Below are 19,027 nucleotides of genomic sequence, written 5' to 3'. Positions count from 1 at the left end.
ACGGGGTCAATTTCGGAACAGGAATGCTCGCGCCACCGCTGCAACTCGTCGACAGCTTCCTGTTGAGGTACACCGTCGGGGACGTCCTGTTGCTGGGGTTCGTCGTCGGGGCCGTCGGGATCCTCCCGACGCGGTCGTTGCGGATGCTGGGGGCTCACACCGTCGGTATCGGCCTGCTGTTACTGCTGTTGCCCGCCGCGATGCTCGAACCGAACGCCGGGAGCGTCCTCGGGTCGGCGCTCCAGTACAAGATGTTCGGGATCGTCCTCGTCGCGCTGGCACCGGTCCTGTACGCGGTCGGTCGCCGCTAGGCGAGCTTGTCGAGGGCGGTGAAGAAGTCGAGCGGTGGTCCCGCGAGCCTGACCGGCTCGCCGGCACGCGACAGCGTTACGCGGAGCGGCGTCGCCCGTTCTTCGCGAACCCGCCCGTCGCTGACGGCGACGCCGGCCTCGGCGTCGGTCAGTTCTACCACCACGTCGCTGTCGGCGTCGACGACCAGCGGCGGCATCCCGTCGTCGTCGGCCATCCCCGTCACGACGAGGCCGGCCACGTCCGGGTGGACGAGCGGCCCGCCCTCGCTGAGGTTGTACGCCGTCGAGCCGGTCGGCGTCGCGACGAGGACGCCGTCGGCGTGGCCCTCGCTGTAGGTGGCCCCGTCGACGCTGACCCGGAAGTGGCCGCCGCCGCCGCTCCCCCGGTGGTCGCCCTGGACGACGACCTCGTTGAGCGCCGGCGGGAGCGCCCAGCCGTCGCCGCCCGCCCGCAGGCGCGGCATCGCGCGGGTCCTGGCGCTGCCGGTCTTCTGGATGTGTTCCGCCTCCGCGACCACGGTCTCGACGGCCTCCTCCGGTGCCAGCGAGTTCAGGAACCCCACCTCGCCGAGGTTGACGCCCATGATCGGCGTCGACCCCGCCCCGCGGGCGGCGTAGAGGAAGGTGCCGTCGCCGCCGACGCTCACGACGAGGTCACACGCCGCCATCTCGTCGACGTCGACGCTCGACGGCACGGCTCCGTCCCAGTCGCCGCCGTCGGTCGCCGCCTCGCCGGTGGTCGGGTCGACGACCACCGACGCGCCGACCGCGTCCAGTCGCCGAGTCAGCGTGTTCGCGAGAGCGAGTGCCCGGTCGTTGTCGCGCTGGGCGACGAGTCCGACCCTCATCGGTCGGGCGTTCTCGCCGGGCGGGCTTAAACCCTCCACGACGGCAAGGTTATTTCCGTCTGCACGAGAACGCTGGGGTATGGCCCGGGTCAGTGGCCGGTGGTCGGGGCGATGACCGAGGAGGACGACGACTGGTTCGAGAGCGCCGTCGAGGACGGCGACGAGGGTGAGACCGGCGCTGCCGGGAACGACGGCGACAGCGATCGCCCCCCGGGCGGCGACGGGTCGTCGGCCGAGAGCGGCGACGCGGCGGACGACAGCCCCTTCGAGGGGAGCGACGGCGACACCCCCTTCGGCACCGAGACCGACGTCGCCTTCGGCGGCGACACGGACACGGCGGACGACAGCCCCTTCGAGGGCGGCGGTGAGGGATCGCTGGGCGGCACGGCCGACGGGAGCGACAGTCCCTTCGCCGACAGCGGTGACGGCGAGGGCGGCCTGTTCGAGGACGACTTCGGGTCCGCGTTCGAGTCGGCGGGCGGCGAGGCGGACCTCGGCGGCGATTCGGAGTTCGAGGACGAGGACTTCGACTCGGACATCCCCCGGATCGACGTCGGCATCGAGGGCCTCGACGGGATGATCCAGGGCGGCATCCCGGAGCGCCATCTCATCGTCGCCATCGGCTCTGCCGGGACCGGCAAGACCACCTTCGGCCTCCAGTTCCTCCACCACGGTCTCGAATCGGGCGAGAACTGCGTGTTCATCACCCTGGAGCAGTCCCACGACGACATCATGGCCACGGCCAACGACCGCGGTTGGGAGTTCGACCGCTACGAGGCCGAGGACCGCCTCGCCATCGTCGACCTCGACCCCGTCGAGATGGCCAACAGCCTCGACAACATCCGGGGGGAGCTGCCGGACCTCGTCGAGGACTTCGACGCCGATCGGCTGGTGCTGGACTCCGTCTCGCTGCTGGAGATGATGTACGACGACCAGGCGCGCCGCCGGACCGAGGTGTTCGACTTCACGCGGTCGCTGAAGGCCGCCGGCGTGACGACGATGTTCACCTCCGAGGCCAGCGAGACCAACGCCTACGCCTCCCGGCACGGCATCATCGAGTACCTGACCGACGCCGTGTTCGTCCTGCAGTACGTCCGCTCGGAGACCCAGGAGACCCGGCTGGCCGTCGAGATCCAGAAGATCCGCAACGCCAACCACTCCCGGGAGACCAAACCCTACGAGATCACGATGGACGGCATCAGCGTCTACCAGCAGGCGAACATCTTCTGACGCTCAGACGGCCGCGGAACTGGCGGGCTGTCGTTCGGGCCGGTCGTCGAGCGCGGCGTTGTAGCCGGTCGCCCACAGGTCCGCGGCCACGAGGTAGGCGTAGAAGAACACGAACGCGCCGACGACGGTCCCCAGCAGCGGGACCCCGTTCAGGACGCCGACGACGACGCTCGCGCCCAGGAACACGGCCACAGAGACGAGCCACGGGACGGCGTACTCGCGGGACAGCGCCAGCGTCCTGACGGTGTCGACGTCGAAGGCGGCACCGAACTCCCGCTCGCAGGCGAAGTTGACCAGCCCGGCGACGGCGAGGTAGCCGAACACGAGCGTCAGCAGGCCCGACACGAGGAGTCCGGCCAGCAGGCCGAACAGTCCGACGCCGGCCCCGAGGTCGGAGCCGGTCGCGAACGAGACGAGGGCTCCGCCGACGGCGACGCCGGCGACGACCAGCGGGACGAGCATGTAGACGACGCTGATGACCGTCGCCTTCAGGCCGTCGACCAGCAGGTCGGTCCAGTCCTCGAACGCCGGCAGGCCCGCCTCGCCGTCGGCCCGGCTCCGGATCACACGGACGAGATACCCCGACACGAGGATGGTCGGGACGATCAGGACGCCTAACAGCGTGAGCACACCGCCAACGAGAACGGTCGTGATCCAGTCGTCGTCGTCCGTCGGGTACGTGAGCGAATCTTCGAGAGCCATAGACGGACTCCGGGTCGTCAGCGTATAGTTATCGGCGGCTTGTACAGGGTAAGCAGTCGTTCCGACCACGGGCCGGCGGCGTCTCGGGTACACTTAACTCACCGGCGGGCGACGGCCGAGGTATGACGCTGCTCGTCCCCTTCGACGGCTCGGACCTCTCGGTTGCCGCGCTCGAACGCGCGACGGAGTTCGCCGACTACACCGGCGAGTCGGTGCTGGCGCTGGCCGTCGTCCCCGACGAACCCGACTACGCGCTCGAACGGGGCTGGCTCGGCCCGGAGGACCCGTTCGACCCCGAGACCATCGCCGATCGACTCGAAGCGCGGGTCCGGGAGGTGGCCCCCGACGCCGACTTCCGGTTCGAGGTGCCCGAGGACGTGAGTTCGATGGCCTCGATCACGACCGACGTGGTCCGGACCATCCGACAGGTCGCCCACGACGTCGACGCCTCTGTCGTCTTCATCGGCAGCGAGAACGCGGGTCGGGTGTCGACGCCGGTCTCCAGCGTGGGCGCGCCGGTCTCGGAGGACCCTCGGTACGACGTCCACATCGTACGGCACGCCTGACCGCGGCAGTTCAGCCGCGGTCTGGTACGCGGACTCGGGGCAGTTCAGCCGCGGTCTGGTACGCGGACTCGGGGCAGTTCAGCCGCGGTCTGGTACGCCTGTGGCAGCCCAGCCCCGCGCTCTCACGCCGAGCCCCGGCCGGACAGCGCCGTCACCGAACGACGGTCACGGGGACCGTCGCCCGCCGGACGACCGTCTCGGCGACGCTGCCAAGCAGGATCCGGGAGACACCGGCCCGCCCGTGACTCCCCATCACGATCTGGTCGACGTCGTGCTCGTCGGCGTACTCCACGATGGCCGTCGTCGGCCGACCGACCTCGGTGACGCGCTCGACGTCGTCGGCACCGAACTCCTCGGCGACGGCGGTGAGTTCGTCGAACAGCGCCTCGGCGGTGGTCTTGCGGGTCTCGAACCACTCCTCGGGGAAGGTCGGGACCGACGCGCCGGGGCTGTAGCCGGCCTCGGCGGGGTTGATGACGTGGAGGAGGATCAGCGTCGCGTCGGGACTGTTCTCGGCGGCGAACTCGACGGCCGTGCGTGCCTGGGTCGACTCGTCGACGGGAACGAGGATACGCTTGCCCATACACCACGTGGCTCTTGCAGGTGGCTTGAACCTTTCCGGTCACGGCGCTCGGAGCCGGACGGTCCACAGCGAGCGGACCGCGTCGGCGAGCGCGTCCTCGGGGTCGCCGGTGGCGTCGACCGGGGCCGTCAGGTCGGCGGCGTCGGCGAACTCGTGGAGGACCGAGCCCTCGCCGACGACGAACAGCCGGTCGGGATCGACCTCCTCGACGGCGGCCCGGCAGCGCTCGACGTGACTGGCGATCTGCTGATCGCGCAGCCGCTCGAAGCGGGCCTGCGAGAAGCCGCCCTTCGAGTGTTGGTTCTTGAGTTCGGAGTCGAACCCGTGGAAGGCGACCCGCTCGCGGCCGTCGTACTCGCCCAGTGCGAACAGGTCAGACCGGACCAGCGCGACCGCGTGACGGCCCGTTGGCTCGAACCACGCTCGGTCGAGCGAGACCGAATCGTCCCACTCCGTGAACGGCGCGGGCGGGTTCGGCGCGGAGAGACAGACCGACAGCAGGCCCGCGTCGTCCGTGACAGCGAGACAGGGTGCGGCCCGAGCGACCAGCCCGGCCCGGTCGCCGAACGCCTCGCGGACGGGCTCGGGGAGGTCGCTCTCGTCGGCGACGTAGGCGGTGAACACGCCCTCCGGGTCGCTGTCGACCGACGCGAGGCGGTCCAGCACGGCCCCGACGCGGTCGCCGGTCAGCCGTTCCTCGTGTCGGAACGCGCGGTCGCCGCTCTCGGACTGGAGCCGCTCGACGCGGTCCTCGAGTTCGGTGACGCGGTCCTCCAGCCGGTTGACCTCCTGCTCGGCCCGCTGGCGCTCGGTGACGGCCTCGGCGCGGCGTTCCTCCTCGGCGTCGCGCTCCCGTTCGAGGTGGCGGTTCTCTTCTTCCAGTTCCGCGATGCGGTCTTTCAGCGAGGCACGACCCAGCAGCCGGTCCAGCATCGACTGGAGCGGCGACGCCGACCGGCTTAAAAGTGACTGCCCCTAGACGGCGCTGTCGGGCAGGACGCCCGTGGTGTCGGCCACCGAGAGCAGCTGTGCCGCGTGGTCGGCCTTGGCGAGGAACACCTCGCTGAGCGTCGGCGGATTGTCCACGTTCGCGGACTCCAAGATGTCGGCCGGCACGGCGAGGGTGTCGGCCGGGACCGACTCGTCGCCCCGGACGGCGAAGTGGCGCGAGCCGAGCTTCATCACGAGCGGGAGGTCCGTCCGTGTCAGCCCCTCGTCCGCACCGTACAGTTGCTCGTTGACGCGCTCGTGCTGGTCCCGACACATCGCGGGGACCTCCCCGTCGCGGGGGTGGACGTAGAGACGCCCGAGGTAGTAACCGCGGGAGAAGCGTTCGAACATCGGTACGGGTGTATGTGGATCGGTAACACACATAAGTCTTCGCCGGTACCCTTTTGCCGTCGGGCAATCCGACCGCCGCGAGCGAGCCGTCGGGGACCGACAGCGGTTTCCCCCCACCGCGTCCCACCGCAGGTATGGACACCGAGCGGGGACCGCTGCCGCGCCGCTGGGCGCGGTACTACCTCGAGAACACGCCGAGCCTGGTGTGGCTGCTCGTCGTCAACGCCGTCGGCATCCTCGTCGGCGTGCGCTACTACGTCGAGACGATGCCGGCCGTGTCGACGTTCCTCTGGCCGCTGTACGCCGACTCGCCGGTCGCGCTGTTCCTCACGACGCTGTCGCTTGCGACGCTGCTGCCCTTCGCCGGGCGCTCGCTGGACGACGTCCCGGCCACGCTGCCGCTCGCGTACCTGCACACGCTCGCGCTGGTCTGGCTGCTGAAGATGGGCGTCTGGACGGCCGTCGCGCTGAACCTCCGCTTCGCGGCGTACTTCCCGGACCCGTGGGCGTACTTCGGGATCATCGTCACCCACCTCGGCTTCGTCGCCGAGGCGCTGTTGATCCCCCACTACGCACGGACGACCCGCGGCGCGCTGGCGTTTGCTCTCCTCCTCGCGCTGGCGAACGACGTCCTCGACTACGGGTTCGGTTACTACCCGCCGCTGCGGTACGACCCCGGCGGCCCGCTCGCGGCGGCCAGCGTCGCGCTGTCGGTCCTCGCCGTCGGGGTCGCGTGGTACGTCGTGCCGAGACTCGGTGAGGGGAGCGATTAAACGGTCTCGCATTCTCTCGAGCCGTCTCGGACGCCGTCTGAACGAAGCGAACGAATGTTTCGATTTTTACCCCAGGTCCCCCTTCTGGGAAGCGATGAGTTATCGGCACGTCGTCGTCCTCGTCTTCGTCGTCGGTGCGCTCGTCGCGCTCCCCGCGGTCGCGGCCCAGGAGACCGCGACGCCGACCGAGACGGCCACGCCGACCGCGTCGGCGAACGACAGCTCGGAGGGGGGACTCGGAGCGAAACTGACCGCGTTCCTCCAGTCGAGTTCCGCCGCCGCCAACGACAGCGTCGAGCGCGGGATGTGGAGCGCACGGTTCCGGGGTGCCGACGAGCGCCAGCGGACGCGGATGGTGACCAGCCGTGTCGACCGCCTCGAACAGCGCCTCGAACGGCTCCGCGAGCGCAACGCCACGCTGCAGCGAGGCTTCGAGAACGGCTCGGTCCCGGAGCCCGCCTACGTCGCCCGCACGAGTCGACTCGCGGCCCGCATCGACGCGCTCCGGGCGGCCGTGAACCAGACGGACGAGGCGGCCCGGGCCGCGAACGTGAACGACAGCCGCATCGAGCGGCTCGAGCGGAACGCGAGCGAACTCGACGGGCCTGCCGTGGCCGCGGTGGCCGTCGGTGGTCGCGGCCCGCCCGGAGACGTTCCCGGGTCCGCGGTCGGCCCCAGCGAGCGCGGTGGACCGTCGGGGAACGTCTCGGCGGGAAACGGGACTGATCGGCGCGGTCCGCCGGGGAACGTCGCGGCGGGAAACGGGACCGATCGACGCGGTCCGTCGGGAAACGTCGCGGCGGGAAACGGGACCGATCGACGCGGTCCGCCGGCGAACCCAGGTGAGGGACCCGCCGACTCGGGGCCACCGAACGACTCGAACGACACCGACGACGAGAGCGGTGACGGCGGGAACGCAGGTCCGCCCGACGAGTCCGAGGAGGACGATGGTGACGACGCAGACGCCGGGGACGGCGGGGGCGAGTCGGCGGCGGGCGACGACGACGGCTCCGGGACCGGTCCGCCGGGTGACGGTGCCTCCGGCGGTTCGGCGGACGCGCCCGGGAACAGCGGCGAGGGCGGCGGCTGACACGGACGATCACCGGCCGGCCGTCCTCCCGACGAGAGACACCCTTTTCTACCGCGACCCGCTACCCTCGGGCGAATGGACTCCGCCGAGTTGCTCGACCTGCTGGGGAACGCCAACCGGCGGCGCATCCTCCGTCTGCTGGCACACAAACCCTGCTACGTCACCGAGATCAGCGAGTACCTCGGCGTCAGCCCGAAGGCGGTCATCGATCACCTGAAGAAACTCGAGGACGCGGGACTGGTCGACTCCCGGACCGACGACCAGCGCCGGAAGTACTTCTCCATCGCGCGGAACCTCCGCCTGGAGGTCCGAGTCTCCCCCTACGAGTTCGGCACCAAGAGCGCCTATCCGGCCAGCAGGGGGCTGGACATCTCGGCGTGTCGCCACCTCTCGATCGACGTCGACGACGGCGACGACGAGGACCTGCGCGACCTCGCCCGGGAGCTGGCTCGTCTCGAACAGCTCGCCAACGAACTCTCGCTCGCCCAGCGGTGGGTCCAGGGCCGCGTCACCGACGTCCGCGACCAGTTCGACCAGGAGGTCGGCGACGGCGACGGCCGCCTGTACGCCGAACTGGTCAGCGCCGTCGCCCGCGGGAAGTCCAGCGCCGAGGCGGTGGCCCGCGAGGTGGAAGCGCCGCTGGAGCTCGTCGAGGAGGCCCTGCGGGAACTCGCGGAGGAGGACGTCCTCGAGCGGACGCCCGACGGCTGGGCGCTCGCCTAGAGGTCCCGGGTCAGCCCGTCGCGGAGGTCGCGGCCGAAGTAGTGCCCGATCAGCGACAGGGCCAGGCCGACGGCGGCGGCGACGGCGAACAGCCGGCCGACGCCGAGGGTCCCGCCGGCGACGCTGCGGACGAGGAACTGCGAGAGCAGGGACGTGACCGCGAGGGTGCCGACCGTCACCGCACCCGCCACCGCCGTCTCGACGTAGCGGCGGTGGCTCGCCAGCAGGCCGTGGACGAACGCGCCGGCGACGACGCCCAGGAGGGCCGTGAACGGGACGAGCGGGACGAGACTGCCGGCTGCGGCCCCGCCGCCGACGGCGACGAAGGCGACCAGCAGCGCCCGCAGGGAGACGTAGCTCCCACCGTCGTCGGACTCGGCGGTCGTCTCGTCCGTCTCGGTGGCGAACCCGTCCAGCCGACCCACGTCGACGCCGGTGTCGGTCGTCGCGTCGGCGGTCTCGGCCTCCCGGGTCCGCTCTTCCGTCCGCTCGGACATACGTGACAGTCGGCCCGCTGGACGTATGGCCTTTGCGGCGCGAACAAGTGGGTTCAAGTCACGCCGGCGGGAACGGTCGGCTATGAACGCAGGCGACCGGGTCCGCGTCGAGCGCGGGGACCAGTCCTACGAGGGCGTCCTGCTCCCGTCCAGCACGCCCGAGCACGTCGTGGTGAAGCTCGACGGCGGCTACAACGTCGGCGTCGACCGCGACGGGGCCGACGTCGAGGTGCTGGAGTCGGACGTCTACGACGTCGAGAGCGCACAGGACGAGGAGGGCCAGTCCGAGATCGAGTTCGACGACGACCTGCCGACGGTGTCGCTCATCTCCACCGGCGGCACCATCGCCTCGACCGTCGACTACCGCACCGGCGCGGTGACGGCGCAGTTCGACGCCGAGGACGTGCTGCGGGCGGTGCCCGACCTCGCCGGGATGGCGAACTACCGCGGGCGCGTGGTCGCGAACATCCTCTCGGAGAACATGACGCCGGACGTGTGGCAGGACCTCGCGCGGGCGGTCCGGGACGAGATCGAGGCCGGTGCCGACGGCGTCGTCGTGATGCACGGCACCGACACGATGCAGTTCACCGCGTCGGCGCTGGCCTTCATGCTCGACACGCCGGTCCCCGTCGTCTTCACGGGGAGCCAGCGCTCCGCGGATCGGCCGTCCTCGGACAACGTGATGAACGCCGTCTGTGCCGTCGAGGCCGCCACGTCCGACTGCGCGGAGGTGCTGGTCTGTATGCACGCCGACGAGTCCGACGACCGGTGTGCGCTCCACCGCGGCACCCGCGTCCGGAAGAACCACACCTCCCGCCGGGACGCCTTCGAGACCGTCGGCGCGAAGCCGCTCGGCGAGGTGGACTACAGCGTCGACGGCGACAACGAGGTCACCTTCCGCCGCGAGTACGCCGAGCGCGGCGGCGTCGACCTCGCCCTGCACGACGACGTCGAGACCGAGGTCGAACTCGTGAAGTTCACGCCCGGGATGTCGACCGAGCTGCTGGAGGCGGCCGCCGAGGGGGCCGCCGGGATCGTCCTCGAGGGGACGGGGCTGGGCCACGTCAACACCGACTGGATCGAGACCATCGAGGACCTCGACGTACCGGTCGTGATGACCAGCCAGTGTCTGGAGGGGCGGGTCTGTGACCGCGTCTACGACACGGGACGGGACCTGCTCGAGGCCGGCGTCGTCGAGGGCGAGGACATGCTCCCGGGGACCGCGAAGGTGAAGCTGATGTGGGCGCTGGCCAACGCCGGCGACGTCGAGGACGCGATGGCCGATCCGCTGGCCGGCGAGATACAGCGGCGGTCGACGCCCTGGCTGTAGGTCGCTGTCGCGCCCGCGACCGCCGGCGGACGGCTACCCGACCGCGAGCGCCAGCGTCCCCGCACCGACGACGAGGACGACCGCGCCACAGCCGAGGACGAGCACCGGCAGCCGCTCGCGGAGCGCGTCCGACTGGAGGTCGAACTCGCCGCCGCGACGCCACCACAGCGCCGCCACGGCGGCGGCGAAGAGGCCCGCCACGGCGCTGCTCGCGACGAGAGCGGTACCGCTGGCCCGGAGGAGGTTCCCGACCGCGAGCAGCGCGTTCCCGACGGCGACGCCGGCCATTCCGACCGCACCCAGACGCTGTCCGTCCATCGCCGGGGACGACGGTCGCCCGGGTCAAGTAGCCGTCGCCGCCTGTCGTGGGTTTTTGCCGCTGGCCGCCGACGCCCGGGTATGGACGCGACCGTTCGACAGGCGCGGGCCGACGACTACGACGACGTGGCGGCGTTCGCCGACGCGGTCTGGGCCGACCGGCCGGACACCGCCGACTACGTCCCCGACGTGTTCGAGGAGTGGGTCGCCACCGACGGCCCGGACCAGCACACCGTCGTCGTCGAGGCCGACGGTGCCGCCGCGGGGCTCTGTCAGGCGGTCCTCCTGACCGACACCGAGGCGTGGTTCCAGGGCATCCGCGTCGACCCCGACTACCGGGGGAGGGGGTTCGGGTCGGCGATGGTCGACCACCTCTTCGAGTGGGCACGCGAGCGCGGCGCGACGGTCGGGCGGAACATGGTGTTCTCGTGGAACGACGCGGGCCTCGGTCAGTCGCTGGCCGTCGGGTTCGAGCCGACGACGGAGTTCCGCTGGGTCCACCCTGCCCCCGACCCGGACGCCGCGGCGACCGACGGGTACACGGTGACCGACGACCCCGACGCAGCCTGGCAGTACTGGACTGACAGCGACGCCCGGACGGCCCTCGCGGGGCTGGCGCTGGACCTGGACCGGACGTGGGCGCTGTCGGAGCTGACCCGCGAGCGACTGCACGGGCTGGCCGACGAGCAGGCGGTCTTCGCGGTCCGGGGCGACGGCACGCGGGGGATGGCCGCGCGGGTCCGGGAGACGGTCGACCCGGGGGCCGACGAGCGGCTGGCGGAGTACGCGGTCGGGGCGTGGGCCGACGCCGACGCGGCCCGCGCCCTGTTCGCCGCCGTCCGGGCCGACGCCGCGGCCCTCGACGCCGACGGCACGCGGGTCCTGATCCCGGAGACCCCCCGGCACGTGGCGGAGGCCGCCGCCGTCCGTGCGGACGTGGCCGACTGGCCGGACTTCGTGCTGTCGGCGGACCTGACCTGACCGCCGTCCGGTTATCACGAAGTGAAGGTCGGCCCAAGGACTCAAATCAGTTCAGCGACTGGTACCCGTAGATGGCTGTCTTCGGTGTCTCGACCGCGTATCTCGCGTACGTCGGTGCGTACGCACTCGCCACGGCGGGGTGTCTGCTCGCCCTGCCGCGGGCGACGAGGGTCTCGGATTCGGACACGCGACGGGGGCTCGTGGGGCTCCTGGTCGGGAGCGGCGGGTGGGCGGCACTGGAACTGGCGTACCTGCTGGCCCCGACGTCGGCGACGAAGTACGCGGCGTACCTCGCCAGCCTCGTCGTCGGCCTGACCACCGTGGGCGCGTGGCTCTACTTCGCGTCGGCCTACACGGGTCGGTCCTTCCACCGGACGACGCGCTACCGCCGGGCGGCGGTCACCGTCTACCTCGCGATCGTCGCGGTGAAGGTGACGAACCCGATCCACGGGCTCTACTTCCGGACGCTGTACGTCACGACGCCGTTCCCACACCTCACCATCGAACACCAGACGTTCCACTGGGTCGTGACCGGCCTCTCGTACGCGCTGGTCGCGGTCGGGTTCTTCATGCTGTACGAGCTGTTCCTGGAGGCGGACTACGACACCCGGCCGCTGGCGGCGCTGGTCGGCCTCACCGGGGTCCCCGTCGTCCTCGACATCGTCGGGTTCACGAGCCAGCGGCTCATCGACATCAACTACGAACCGCTCGGGGTGGCCGTCTTCGCCCTCGGCGTCCTCTACGTCTTCGACACGCAGTTCTTGGCCGTCCAGCTCACCGACGGCGTCGACGACCCGGTGATCTACCTCGACGACGACGGCCGGATCCGGGAGTACAACGGGCTGGCCGCCGACCTGTTCCCGGCGCTCGACGGCGCGACCGGCAGGCCGCTCGGCGACGCCCTCCCCGACGTGGCGGGGGCGCTGGAGACGGACGACCAGATCCTCGAACGCACGCGGGACGGGGAGACGCGGTACCACCTCGTCAGCACGACCGCGTTCACGCTCGGCCAGGTCGACATCGGCCGGATGGTCGTCGTCTCGGACGTGACGCAGGTCGAACGCCAGCGCCGGGAGCTGTCCCGGCAGAACGAGCAACTGGAGGGGATCGCGGCGGCCATCCGCCACGAGATGCTCAACACGCTCCAGATCGTCCGGGGCCGGGTCAACATCGCCGGCGAGGCGCTCGAAGACGACGACGTCGAGACCGCGCGGGAGTCGCTGCGCACGGCCTCCTCGACGGCCGAGCGAATGACCAACATCGTCAGCGACCTCGCGCGGCTGGCGCGCCACGGACAGACCGTCGAGCGGGTCGACACGGTCGCGCTCGGGGAGGTCACCGAAGACGCGCGGCGGGCGGCGGACCTGGACGGCCTCGACGTCTCCGTCGACGCCGACGGCGAGGTCGCTGCGGACCCGAGTCGCCTGCGAAACCTGCTAGAGAGCGGCCTCACGTTCGCGGCCCACAACGGGGCCGACGCCGTGACCGTCGCGGCCACCGACGAGGGGTTCACCATCACCGACGACGGCGAGCCGCCGGACCGCGACGACCCCGCCCCCTTCTTCGAGTACGGGCAGGCGGTGCCGGACGGCGAGGCGGGACTGACGCTCCCGAACCTCCGGATGCTCGCCGAGACCCACGGCTGGGAGGCGACGATCGACACGGGCTACGACGACGGCACTCGGATCGTCGTGACCGGTGCCCGGGCCGACGCGACGGCGTGACTACCCGCCGCTGACGGGCGGGAACAGCGCCAGCTCCGCGTCCGTCTCGACCGGCGTCGACAGGCCTTCGCCGGTCGCGAACGGGTCCTCGCCGTCGACGAGGACCCGGACGTGGTCCGCCAGGTCGCCGTCGGCCAACACCTCCTCGCGCAGCGCCGGCCGCTCGTCGAGCAGCGCGTCGAGGGCCGTCCCGACCGTCGGGTCCGTCCCCGGGTCGACGGCCACCGCGCCACCGCCGGCGACCTCGCGGAGGTGCCCGAACAGTTTCCACTCCATGGTCGACAGACACCGGGCCGACGACAAGAGGATTGCGACCGCCCGCCGCGGTCCCGCTACGGTCGTGCCGTCGCCCGGTCGCGCGGGACGGCGGTACCGATCAGTTCCGGCCCGACGACGCGTCGCCGGACTGCTCGTCGGCCTCGTCCGCATCACGCCCGGTCGCGTCCGCGTCGCCGTCGGTCTGCCCGTCGTCGATCCCCGTCCCCTCGTCGTCCGGCTCCGCCGATCCGCCGTCGTCGTCGGTCGGCGAGTCCGGCGCTTCGACGCGCTCCGCGGGGTCCCAGACCTCGACGTCCCCGTCGTCGCTCCCGGACCGCCGGTCGTCGCCGGGCGACCCGGGCGCTCGGTCGTCGGGGCGATCCGTGTCGCCCGCGGCGTCCTCGCTCCGGTCGGGGTCGTCCTCGTCCGGGCCGGTGCTGTCCGCTTGCCGCCGGTCATCGGTTCGACCGTCGCCGGCGATCCCCTCGGGCGTCCCGTCGTCCGGCCGCTCGTCGCCCGGTCCATCGCCGGTCCGCGGGCCGTCGTCCGCTCCCGGCGGTTCGTCTTCGCCCTCGGCCGGCGGCACCTCGCCGTCACCGCCCTCGCCACCGGACTCGTCGTCCGCGTCGGCCGACGAACCGGGCTCCGCTCGGTCCGCGGTGGTCGGGTCGCCGCCGGCCGCCGCCTCCTCGACGCGGCGGATGGCGTCCGGCGTCGCGATGGCGTAGACGACCTCGCCGGCCGCCAGCACCCGGTCGTGTGGCGGAATCGTCTCCGGCTCCCCGTCCTCGGTGGTGACGGCCGCGACCGTCACGCCGAGGTCGGCGACCCGCCGGCCGACGAGGTCGCTGCCCGGCTCGACGGTGACCGTGCTCATCGTCTCGTCGGCGGCCCGGAGCAAGGCGGCGAACTCCCGGTCGGGCCGGTCCTGGACCGGCAGCGTCACCAGTCTGTACTCCTCGGTGGGGTCGAGTTTCGGCGTGTCGGCGGCGTCGATGGCGACGGTCACGACCTCGCCGGCGACGCCCCTCAGCTCCCCCGTCAGCACGCGCTGGAGCGGCTCGGTCGACCAGACCTGCACGAGGTCGCCCGAACTGGCGGCGTGGGCTGGGTCGGCGCGGATCGGGACGGCGTTGGTCGCCGGCGGGAGCGTCGGCCCGATGCCGGCGGCCCGGGACCCGACGGCGAGGTAGGTGACGGTGCCGTCCGCGGCCAGTTCGAGGTCGACGTGGCCGACGCCGTAGTCGGTCCGGAGCCGCGAGACCAGGCGTTCGCGCAGCTCCGACTCGGTGAGCCGCCGGGGGAACAGGAACCGCCGGCCGGCCAGCTTCGCCTTCGTCTCGTCGGGGACCGGGTCGTAGCCGACGACGTCGTCGATCTCCTCCGGGAGGTGGACCGACGTGACCCGGCCGACCGTCTGGACGATCTCGCTGACGTCGGCGTCGACGTTCCGGCCGCCGGTCGCGGCGAAGATGTCCGTCCCGAGCCGGTCGCCGGTCCGGGTCCCGACGGCCGCGCCCGTCGCGCCGACGGCGAAGGCCGCGAGGTTCGGCAGGACGCGACTCGTCGCGAGCACGTCGTCCTGTCCGACGACGACCTCCCCGAGGGCACCGGTCGTCCCGAGGTACGCCGCGACGACGGTCAGGCCGAAAAGCATCCCCAGTCCGCTCGGCACCCGCTCGCGGACGTACCAGCGGTAGCCGGCGGCGACGCCGCCCGCGGCCGCCGCGGCCGCGACGCCGACGCCGAGCAGCGCCGCCGCGAGACGGATCGGCTCGTCCATCGTCAGCCCGGCCTGGAGCGGGATCACGCGACCGCCTCCGCGAACTCGTCGAGCGCGTCGCGGCTCCCGACCGCGTACAGTTCGTCGCCGGCACCGACCGCAGTCTCGCCCGCCGGCGCGACGTGCCAGGTCCCGTCCGAGCGGACCGCCAGCACGGCCACCCCGTAGGTGTCACGCACCGTCGCCGCTGCCAGCGTCCGGTCGGTCAGCGCACCGTCCTCGCGCACCGTGAGCCGGCGGAAGCGGCTGCCCGCTCGCCGGAGCAGCGAGACGAGTTCGTACTCCCGGCGGGTCCCCCGCGGCTCGACGACGACCTTCGCCGTCGAGGCCCGCAGGAGCGGCTGTGCGTCCGTCCGACGGACCGCGACGGTGAGCCGTCCCTCGCCGCCGTCGGTCGTCGGGGCCCGGACCGCGGTCGGGGGCTTCTCCGCGTCGGTCGCCGGCTCGTCCGGCGTCTCGACCGGTTTCGGCTCGCCCGCGTCCGCGCAGTTCGCGCTGACGACGGTGCCACGGACCTGTGCGTCGGGGGTCAGCAGCGTCACCTCGTCGTTGCGCGCCAGCCCGGTCGGGAGCAGGGCGTCGACGGAGACGGCGTGCCGGCCGTCGGCGACGCGTTTCGAGAGCCCCGAGAACGGCGGCGCGGCGACGACCGTCGCCCGGCCGCGCTCGTCGATGGTGGCCGAGACGTCCCCGAGGTCGAACTCGCTGCGCAGGCGCTCCTCCAGGCGCTCTTCCAGCTCGCCGATGCGGAGGTCCGCGGGGAACGTCCACTCGCCGCCGCGGATCTCCGCCCGCAGCGGTTCCGACAGCGGCGGGTACCCCTCCATGTCGGCCACCTCGCCGACGACGGTGATCCGCACCTCGTCGCGGCCGCCGATCAGTTCCACCACGTCCCGCGAGAGGCGCTGTTCCCGGAGCTGTTTCAGCGAGAGGCGTTTCGGGAACTCCGCCCCCATCTGGTCGCCCTTCGCGTGGGCGTACATCGACACCATTCCGACGAGAACGATCGCCGTGACGATCCGTTCGGCGTCGGGGGCCTGCGTGATCGATCGGTCGGCAAGCGCGAGCAGGCCGCCGCTGACGCCGGCCAGCGCGATCGCGAGCACGGCGACGGCAAAGCCCGGAAGCGTCACTCCGGTGAAGTACTTGAACCCGAAGCCGAGCGCCCACGACGCCAGCGCCGGCACCACGCCGACGAGCAGGCCGAGGTAGATGCCGAGCAGGATCTCGACCGGGAGGGAAGCCATGTCCCCACCCAGTGTATCGGATACCAAAGTCGTTCCGGCGCGCACGCCTGCCCCCGGCGACCCGGGACAGGACAGTACATTTACACGGACCCACCGACTCAGGGGGGGTATGGACAGCCCGCGGGACTGGCTCGGTGCGCGCGCGACGGTCGTCCTTCCGGCGGCGGTGGCCCTGCTGTCGTTCGCGACCGGCGTCGTCAACATCACCGACGTCACCATCGCCGGCCCGCTGGCCGAGTACGTCCCCCGGAGCATCCAGCGGACAGCGGGGTTCACCGGCGCGCTGACGGGCTTCTCGCTGCTGGTGAGCGTGGTCGGCCTCCGGCGGCGGCTCCGCCTGGCGTGGTACCTGACGGTCGTCCTGCTGCCGGTGTCGGCCCTCCAGGGACTCGTCCAGAGCTCGGCGTTCTCGCTGCCGCTGGTGGTGCTGTCGCTCGTCTCCCTGCCGACGCTCCTGTTGAACCGGCGGCGGTTCGACCGGGGACTGGACCTCTCGCAGACGCAACTGGCCGCCGGCGCGGCGCTGCTGGGCGCGCAGGTGTACGGCACCGTCGGCACGTACGCGCTCCGGGAGGACTTCGGCGGCGTGCAGTCGCTGACCGACGCGTTCTACTTCACGCTGGTCACCGCAAGCACCGTCGGCTACGGCGACGTGAGCGCGCAGTCCCAGCAGGCCCGGCTGTTCGTGATGTCCGTCGTCGTGCTGGGGACGGCGAGTTTCGCCATCGCGCTCGGGTCGCTGCTTGGCCCCGCCATCGAGAAGCGCTTCTCCGAGGTACTCGGAAACATGACCGACGCACAACTGGACCTGCTGGAGGACCACATCGTGGTCCTCGGCTACGGCGACCTGACGGAACCGATTCTGGACGAACTGACCGGGCAGACCGACTTCGTGGTCGTGACGCCCGACTCGGACGTGGCGGCCCGCCTGCAACAGCGCGACGTCGCCGTGCTGACCGCCGATCCGAGCGACGAGGACCCGCTGTTGCGGGCCGGCATCGAGGACGCCAGCGCCGCCGTCGCCGCCACCAACGACGACGCACAGGACGCGCTGGCCATCCTCACCGCCAACAACCTCAACCCCGAGCTCACCATCGTCGCGGCCGCGACCGACCGCGAGAACGTCGAGAAGCTCCGGCGGGCGGGCGCGGACACGGTCATCAGCCCCGCCGTCATCGGCGGGCACCTGCTCGTCCAGTCGGCGCTGGGCCGGGAGGGGATGGAGAACGTCGCGGACCACCTGCTGGACGTCGAGCGCGAGCGGGACCTCTAGCCCCGCCGGTCGACGATGGCCACGTCCGTCTCCACCCGCTCCAGGCGCTCGAACGTCGGCGGCGACACCAGCCGCGAGGCGGCGCTGCGGTCCTGACTCGCCCCGATGACGACGAGGTCGTACTGCGGGCTCGCCTCCCCGAGGAACGACTGGATGTCGGTACGCGCGACCCGGGTCTCGATCGGTCCCTCGAACGGTTCGACGAGGTCCGCGAGCATCGACTCCGCGCGGCGGCGGTCGGCACGTTCCCCGATGCAGGTGGCGACGGCCACCTGTCCGGTCTCGGCGGCCAGTCGGGTCGCGAAGTCGACCATGTTGTGGGCCACGTCGCTGGCCCGCCGGACCGGCACGAGGACCCGCTTCCACCGGGTGCGCTCGCCCCCGGAGCGGTGGACGAGTACGTCTACGTCCCCCCGGAACAGTTGCCGGAGGTACGGTGTCAGCGCGCCGTGTCGGCTCTCGTAGGGGGCGACGACGAGGTCGCAGTTGGCCGCCTCGGCCGCCCGCAGGGTCGCCGTCGCGTCGGCCTCGTCCCCGCTCGCGACGACCACCTGACAGGGGACGCCCACCTGCGTCTCCACCCGGGCGGCGCGTTGTTCCAGCCGCGTGACCTGCTCGCGCAGCGTCTCGCTGACGTCGTCGAACTCCGCCTGCGTCACCTGCCTGTTGCCGCGCGGCCCGGCGAGCAGCGCCCGCTCCCGCTCGGCGACCTCGGCGTCGTCGACCACGTCGAGCAGCACCACTTTCCCGGCCTCGTGTGCGCCGGCGAGGCGCGCGGCCAGCATCGCCGTCCGTCCCGGGACCTCCCCCCGCATCGGGACCAGCACGTGGTCGTCGCCGGTCGTCGACTCGTACAGCACCGTCGCCCGCCGGTCGTAGAACCGGTCGCGCCAGACGACGAACACGACGGCGACGAGGCCGCTGGCACAGAAGATGCTCAGGAGGTACGGGACCTGCGTCGACGGCTCGACGAGCATCGTCAGCAGCGCCGTCGAGTACGCTGAGGGCTCCTCGATGTTCAGCGGCCACGTGACGACGCCGGTGGCGAAGACGGCGAGCGCGGCCGCCGCGGCCGCCACCTGAAACTGGCCGGGCGGCGACCACAGCAGCCACTGTGAGATCCGGAGCGCCCCCAGGCCACACATCGCGCCGATGGTCAGGCCGGCGACGAACCGCACCGGCTCGGAGTACTTCCCGCGGGGGTCGACGAACAGCGTGTACGTCCCGGAGGCCAGCGGCGGGAACAGGAGGAAGGTGAGCGTCTCCACCGCGTTCGCCAGGGCCGTCACGAGCCCGATGAGCAGCGGCACGAACACCAGCATCGAGAGGTGGACGAGGTGATCGGTCGTCTCGGCCCAGCGGCGGAACTCCCGCAGCTCGCGGCGCTCGATCCGGCGGGCTCGACGGGCGACGGCGCGGAGTCGCTCGACCACCCGCTCTCTCATACCG

At 71.9% G+C, this 19,027-nt stretch carries 21 protein-coding genes; 10 read left to right on the top strand and 11 right to left on the bottom strand.

The features are described from left to right. Positions 1-23: 23 nt before the first annotated feature. A complete protein-coding gene (locus P0592_RS02940) occupies positions 24-311 on the top strand; it encodes a DUF8006 family protein (RefSeq protein ID WP_276272774.1) in 288 nt (95 codons plus the stop codon). On the opposite strand, the gene P0592_RS02935 is transcribed toward P0592_RS02940, so the two are convergent. Beyond that, positions 308-1,159 (bottom strand): NAD(+)/NADH kinase, encoded by an 852-nt coding sequence (locus P0592_RS02935; RefSeq protein ID WP_276272773.1) that lies wholly within the window; start codon positions 1,157-1,159, stop codon positions 308-310. The genes P0592_RS02940 and P0592_RS02935 overlap by 4 nt on opposite strands. 111 nt (positions 1,160-1,270) lie before the next feature. Between P0592_RS02935 and P0592_RS02930 the strand changes: the two genes are divergently transcribed. Beyond that, a complete protein-coding gene (locus P0592_RS02930; RefSeq protein ID WP_276272772.1) occupies positions 1,271-2,389 on the top strand; it encodes a KaiC domain-containing protein in 1,119 nt (372 codons plus the stop codon). A 3-nt stretch (positions 2,390-2,392) separates the two neighbouring features. Here P0592_RS02930 and P0592_RS02925 read toward each other — a convergent pair whose 3' ends face one another. Continuing rightward, positions 2,393-3,091, bottom strand: a complete 699-nt coding sequence (locus P0592_RS02925) for a DUF4013 domain-containing protein (RefSeq protein ID WP_276272771.1) — start codon at positions 3,089-3,091, stop codon at positions 2,393-2,395. Between the two features lie 122 nt (positions 3,092-3,213). Between P0592_RS02925 and P0592_RS02920 the strand changes: the two genes are divergently transcribed. Then, positions 3,214-3,657 carry a universal stress protein gene (locus tag P0592_RS02920; protein ID WP_276272770.1) on the top strand — a complete coding sequence of 148 codons (444 nt, stop codon included), beginning with the start codon at positions 3,214-3,216 and terminating at the stop codon, positions 3,655-3,657. Positions 3,658-3,808: 151 nt separating this feature from the next. On the opposite strand, the gene P0592_RS02915 is transcribed toward P0592_RS02920, so the two are convergent. Genes P0592_RS02915 through P0592_RS02905 form a run of 3 tightly spaced genes read right to left on the bottom strand, consistent with a single transcriptional unit; the run spans position 3,809 to position 5,581 of the window. After that, the gene (locus tag P0592_RS02915) at positions 3,809-4,240 is read right to left on the bottom strand and encodes a universal stress protein (protein WP_276272769.1); all 432 of its coding nucleotides are present in this window, start codon (positions 4,238-4,240) and stop codon (positions 3,809-3,811) included. A gap of 39 nt (positions 4,241-4,279) precedes the next feature. Next, positions 4,280-5,173, bottom strand: a complete 894-nt coding sequence (locus P0592_RS02910; RefSeq protein WP_276272768.1) for a Vms1/Ankzf1 family peptidyl-tRNA hydrolase — start codon at positions 5,171-5,173, stop codon at positions 4,280-4,282. A 42-nt stretch (positions 5,174-5,215) separates the two neighbouring features. Further along, entirely contained in the window at positions 5,216-5,581 is a 366-nt protein-coding gene (locus P0592_RS02905) for a DUF5802 family protein (RefSeq protein ID WP_276272767.1), read from the bottom strand. A gap of 134 nt (positions 5,582-5,715) precedes the next feature. Between P0592_RS02905 and P0592_RS02900 the strand changes: the two genes are divergently transcribed. From P0592_RS02900 to P0592_RS02890, 3 genes are all read left to right on the top strand, one after another. Next, entirely contained in the window at positions 5,716-6,354 is a 639-nt protein-coding gene (locus P0592_RS02900) for a DUF1405 domain-containing protein (RefSeq protein WP_276272766.1), read from the top strand. 94 nt (positions 6,355-6,448) lie between these two features. After that, on the top strand, positions 6,449-7,444 hold the full coding sequence (locus tag P0592_RS02895; protein ID WP_276272765.1) for a hypothetical protein: 996 nt from the start codon (positions 6,449-6,451) through the stop codon (positions 7,442-7,444). A 75-nt stretch (positions 7,445-7,519) separates the two neighbouring features. Next, complete coding sequence (locus P0592_RS02890; RefSeq protein WP_276272764.1) at positions 7,520-8,167, top strand: ArsR/SmtB family transcription factor; 648 nt, start codon at positions 7,520-7,522, stop codon at positions 8,165-8,167. Here P0592_RS02890 and P0592_RS02885 read toward each other — a convergent pair. After that, entirely contained in the window at positions 8,164-8,664 is a 501-nt protein-coding gene (locus P0592_RS02885) for a hypothetical protein (RefSeq protein WP_276272763.1), read from the bottom strand. The two genes, P0592_RS02890 and P0592_RS02885, sit on opposite strands and share 4 nt — an antisense overlap. 82 nt (positions 8,665-8,746) lie before the next feature. On the opposite strand from P0592_RS02885, the gene gatD reads away from it, so the two are divergent. Next, the gene (gene gatD / locus P0592_RS02880) at positions 8,747-9,994 is read left to right on the top strand and encodes a Glu-tRNA(Gln) amidotransferase subunit GatD (RefSeq protein ID WP_276272762.1); all 1,248 of its coding nucleotides are present in this window, start codon (positions 8,747-8,749) and stop codon (positions 9,992-9,994) included. Between the two features lie 33 nt (positions 9,995-10,027). On the opposite strand, the gene P0592_RS02875 is transcribed toward gatD, so the two are convergent. Further along, positions 10,028-10,312, bottom strand: a complete 285-nt coding sequence (locus P0592_RS02875; RefSeq protein ID WP_276272761.1) for a hypothetical protein — start codon at positions 10,310-10,312, stop codon at positions 10,028-10,030. 42 nt (positions 10,313-10,354) lie between these two features. Between P0592_RS02875 and P0592_RS02870 the strand changes: the two genes are divergently transcribed. Continuing rightward, on the top strand, positions 10,355-11,293 hold the full coding sequence (locus tag P0592_RS02870) for a GNAT family N-acetyltransferase (protein WP_276273906.1): 939 nt from the start codon (positions 10,355-10,357) through the stop codon (positions 11,291-11,293). A gap of 71 nt (positions 11,294-11,364) precedes the next feature. Further along, complete coding sequence (locus P0592_RS02865; protein ID WP_276272760.1) at positions 11,365-13,017, top strand: histidine kinase N-terminal 7TM domain-containing protein; 1,653 nt, start codon at positions 11,365-11,367, stop codon at positions 13,015-13,017. Here the strand turns inward: P0592_RS02865 and P0592_RS02860 are convergent, their stop codons facing one another. The 3 genes from P0592_RS02860 to P0592_RS02850 form a co-directional block, all read right to left on the bottom strand. Then, positions 13,018-13,293 (bottom strand): ubiquitin-like small modifier protein 1, encoded by a 276-nt coding sequence (locus P0592_RS02860; RefSeq protein ID WP_276272759.1) that lies wholly within the window; start codon positions 13,291-13,293, stop codon positions 13,018-13,020. Positions 13,294-13,393: 100 nt separating this feature from the next. Continuing rightward, positions 13,394-15,085, bottom strand: coding sequence for a DUF8167 domain-containing protein (locus P0592_RS02855; protein ID WP_276272758.1), 1,692 nt, complete (start codon positions 15,083-15,085; stop codon positions 13,394-13,396). Beyond that, the gene (locus P0592_RS02850; protein ID WP_419181125.1) at positions 15,082-16,380 is read right to left on the bottom strand and encodes a potassium channel family protein; all 1,299 of its coding nucleotides are present in this window, start codon (positions 16,378-16,380) and stop codon (positions 15,082-15,084) included. Before P0592_RS02850 ends, P0592_RS02855 begins: the two co-directional genes overlap by 4 nt. Positions 16,381-16,414: 34 nt before the next feature. Between P0592_RS02850 and P0592_RS02845 the strand changes: the two genes are divergently transcribed. Further along, positions 16,415-17,578 (top strand): NAD-binding protein, encoded by a 1,164-nt coding sequence (locus tag P0592_RS02845; protein ID WP_276272756.1) that lies wholly within the window; start codon positions 16,415-16,417, stop codon positions 17,576-17,578. On the opposite strand, the gene P0592_RS02840 is transcribed toward P0592_RS02845, so the two are convergent. Next, complete coding sequence (locus tag P0592_RS02840) at positions 17,575-19,023, bottom strand: HPP family protein (RefSeq protein WP_276272755.1); 1,449 nt, start codon at positions 19,021-19,023, stop codon at positions 17,575-17,577. The genes P0592_RS02845 and P0592_RS02840 overlap by 4 nt on opposite strands. Positions 19,024-19,027 lie beyond the last annotated feature (4 nt).

It is taken from the genome of Haloarcula litorea (assembly GCF_029338195.1).
Taxonomy (GTDB): domain Archaea; phylum Halobacteriota; class Halobacteria; order Halobacteriales; family Haloarculaceae; genus Haloarcula; species Haloarcula litorea.
Note: the sequence above shows the minus strand (reverse complement) of the source record. Positions and strands in the feature narration are given on the sequence as shown.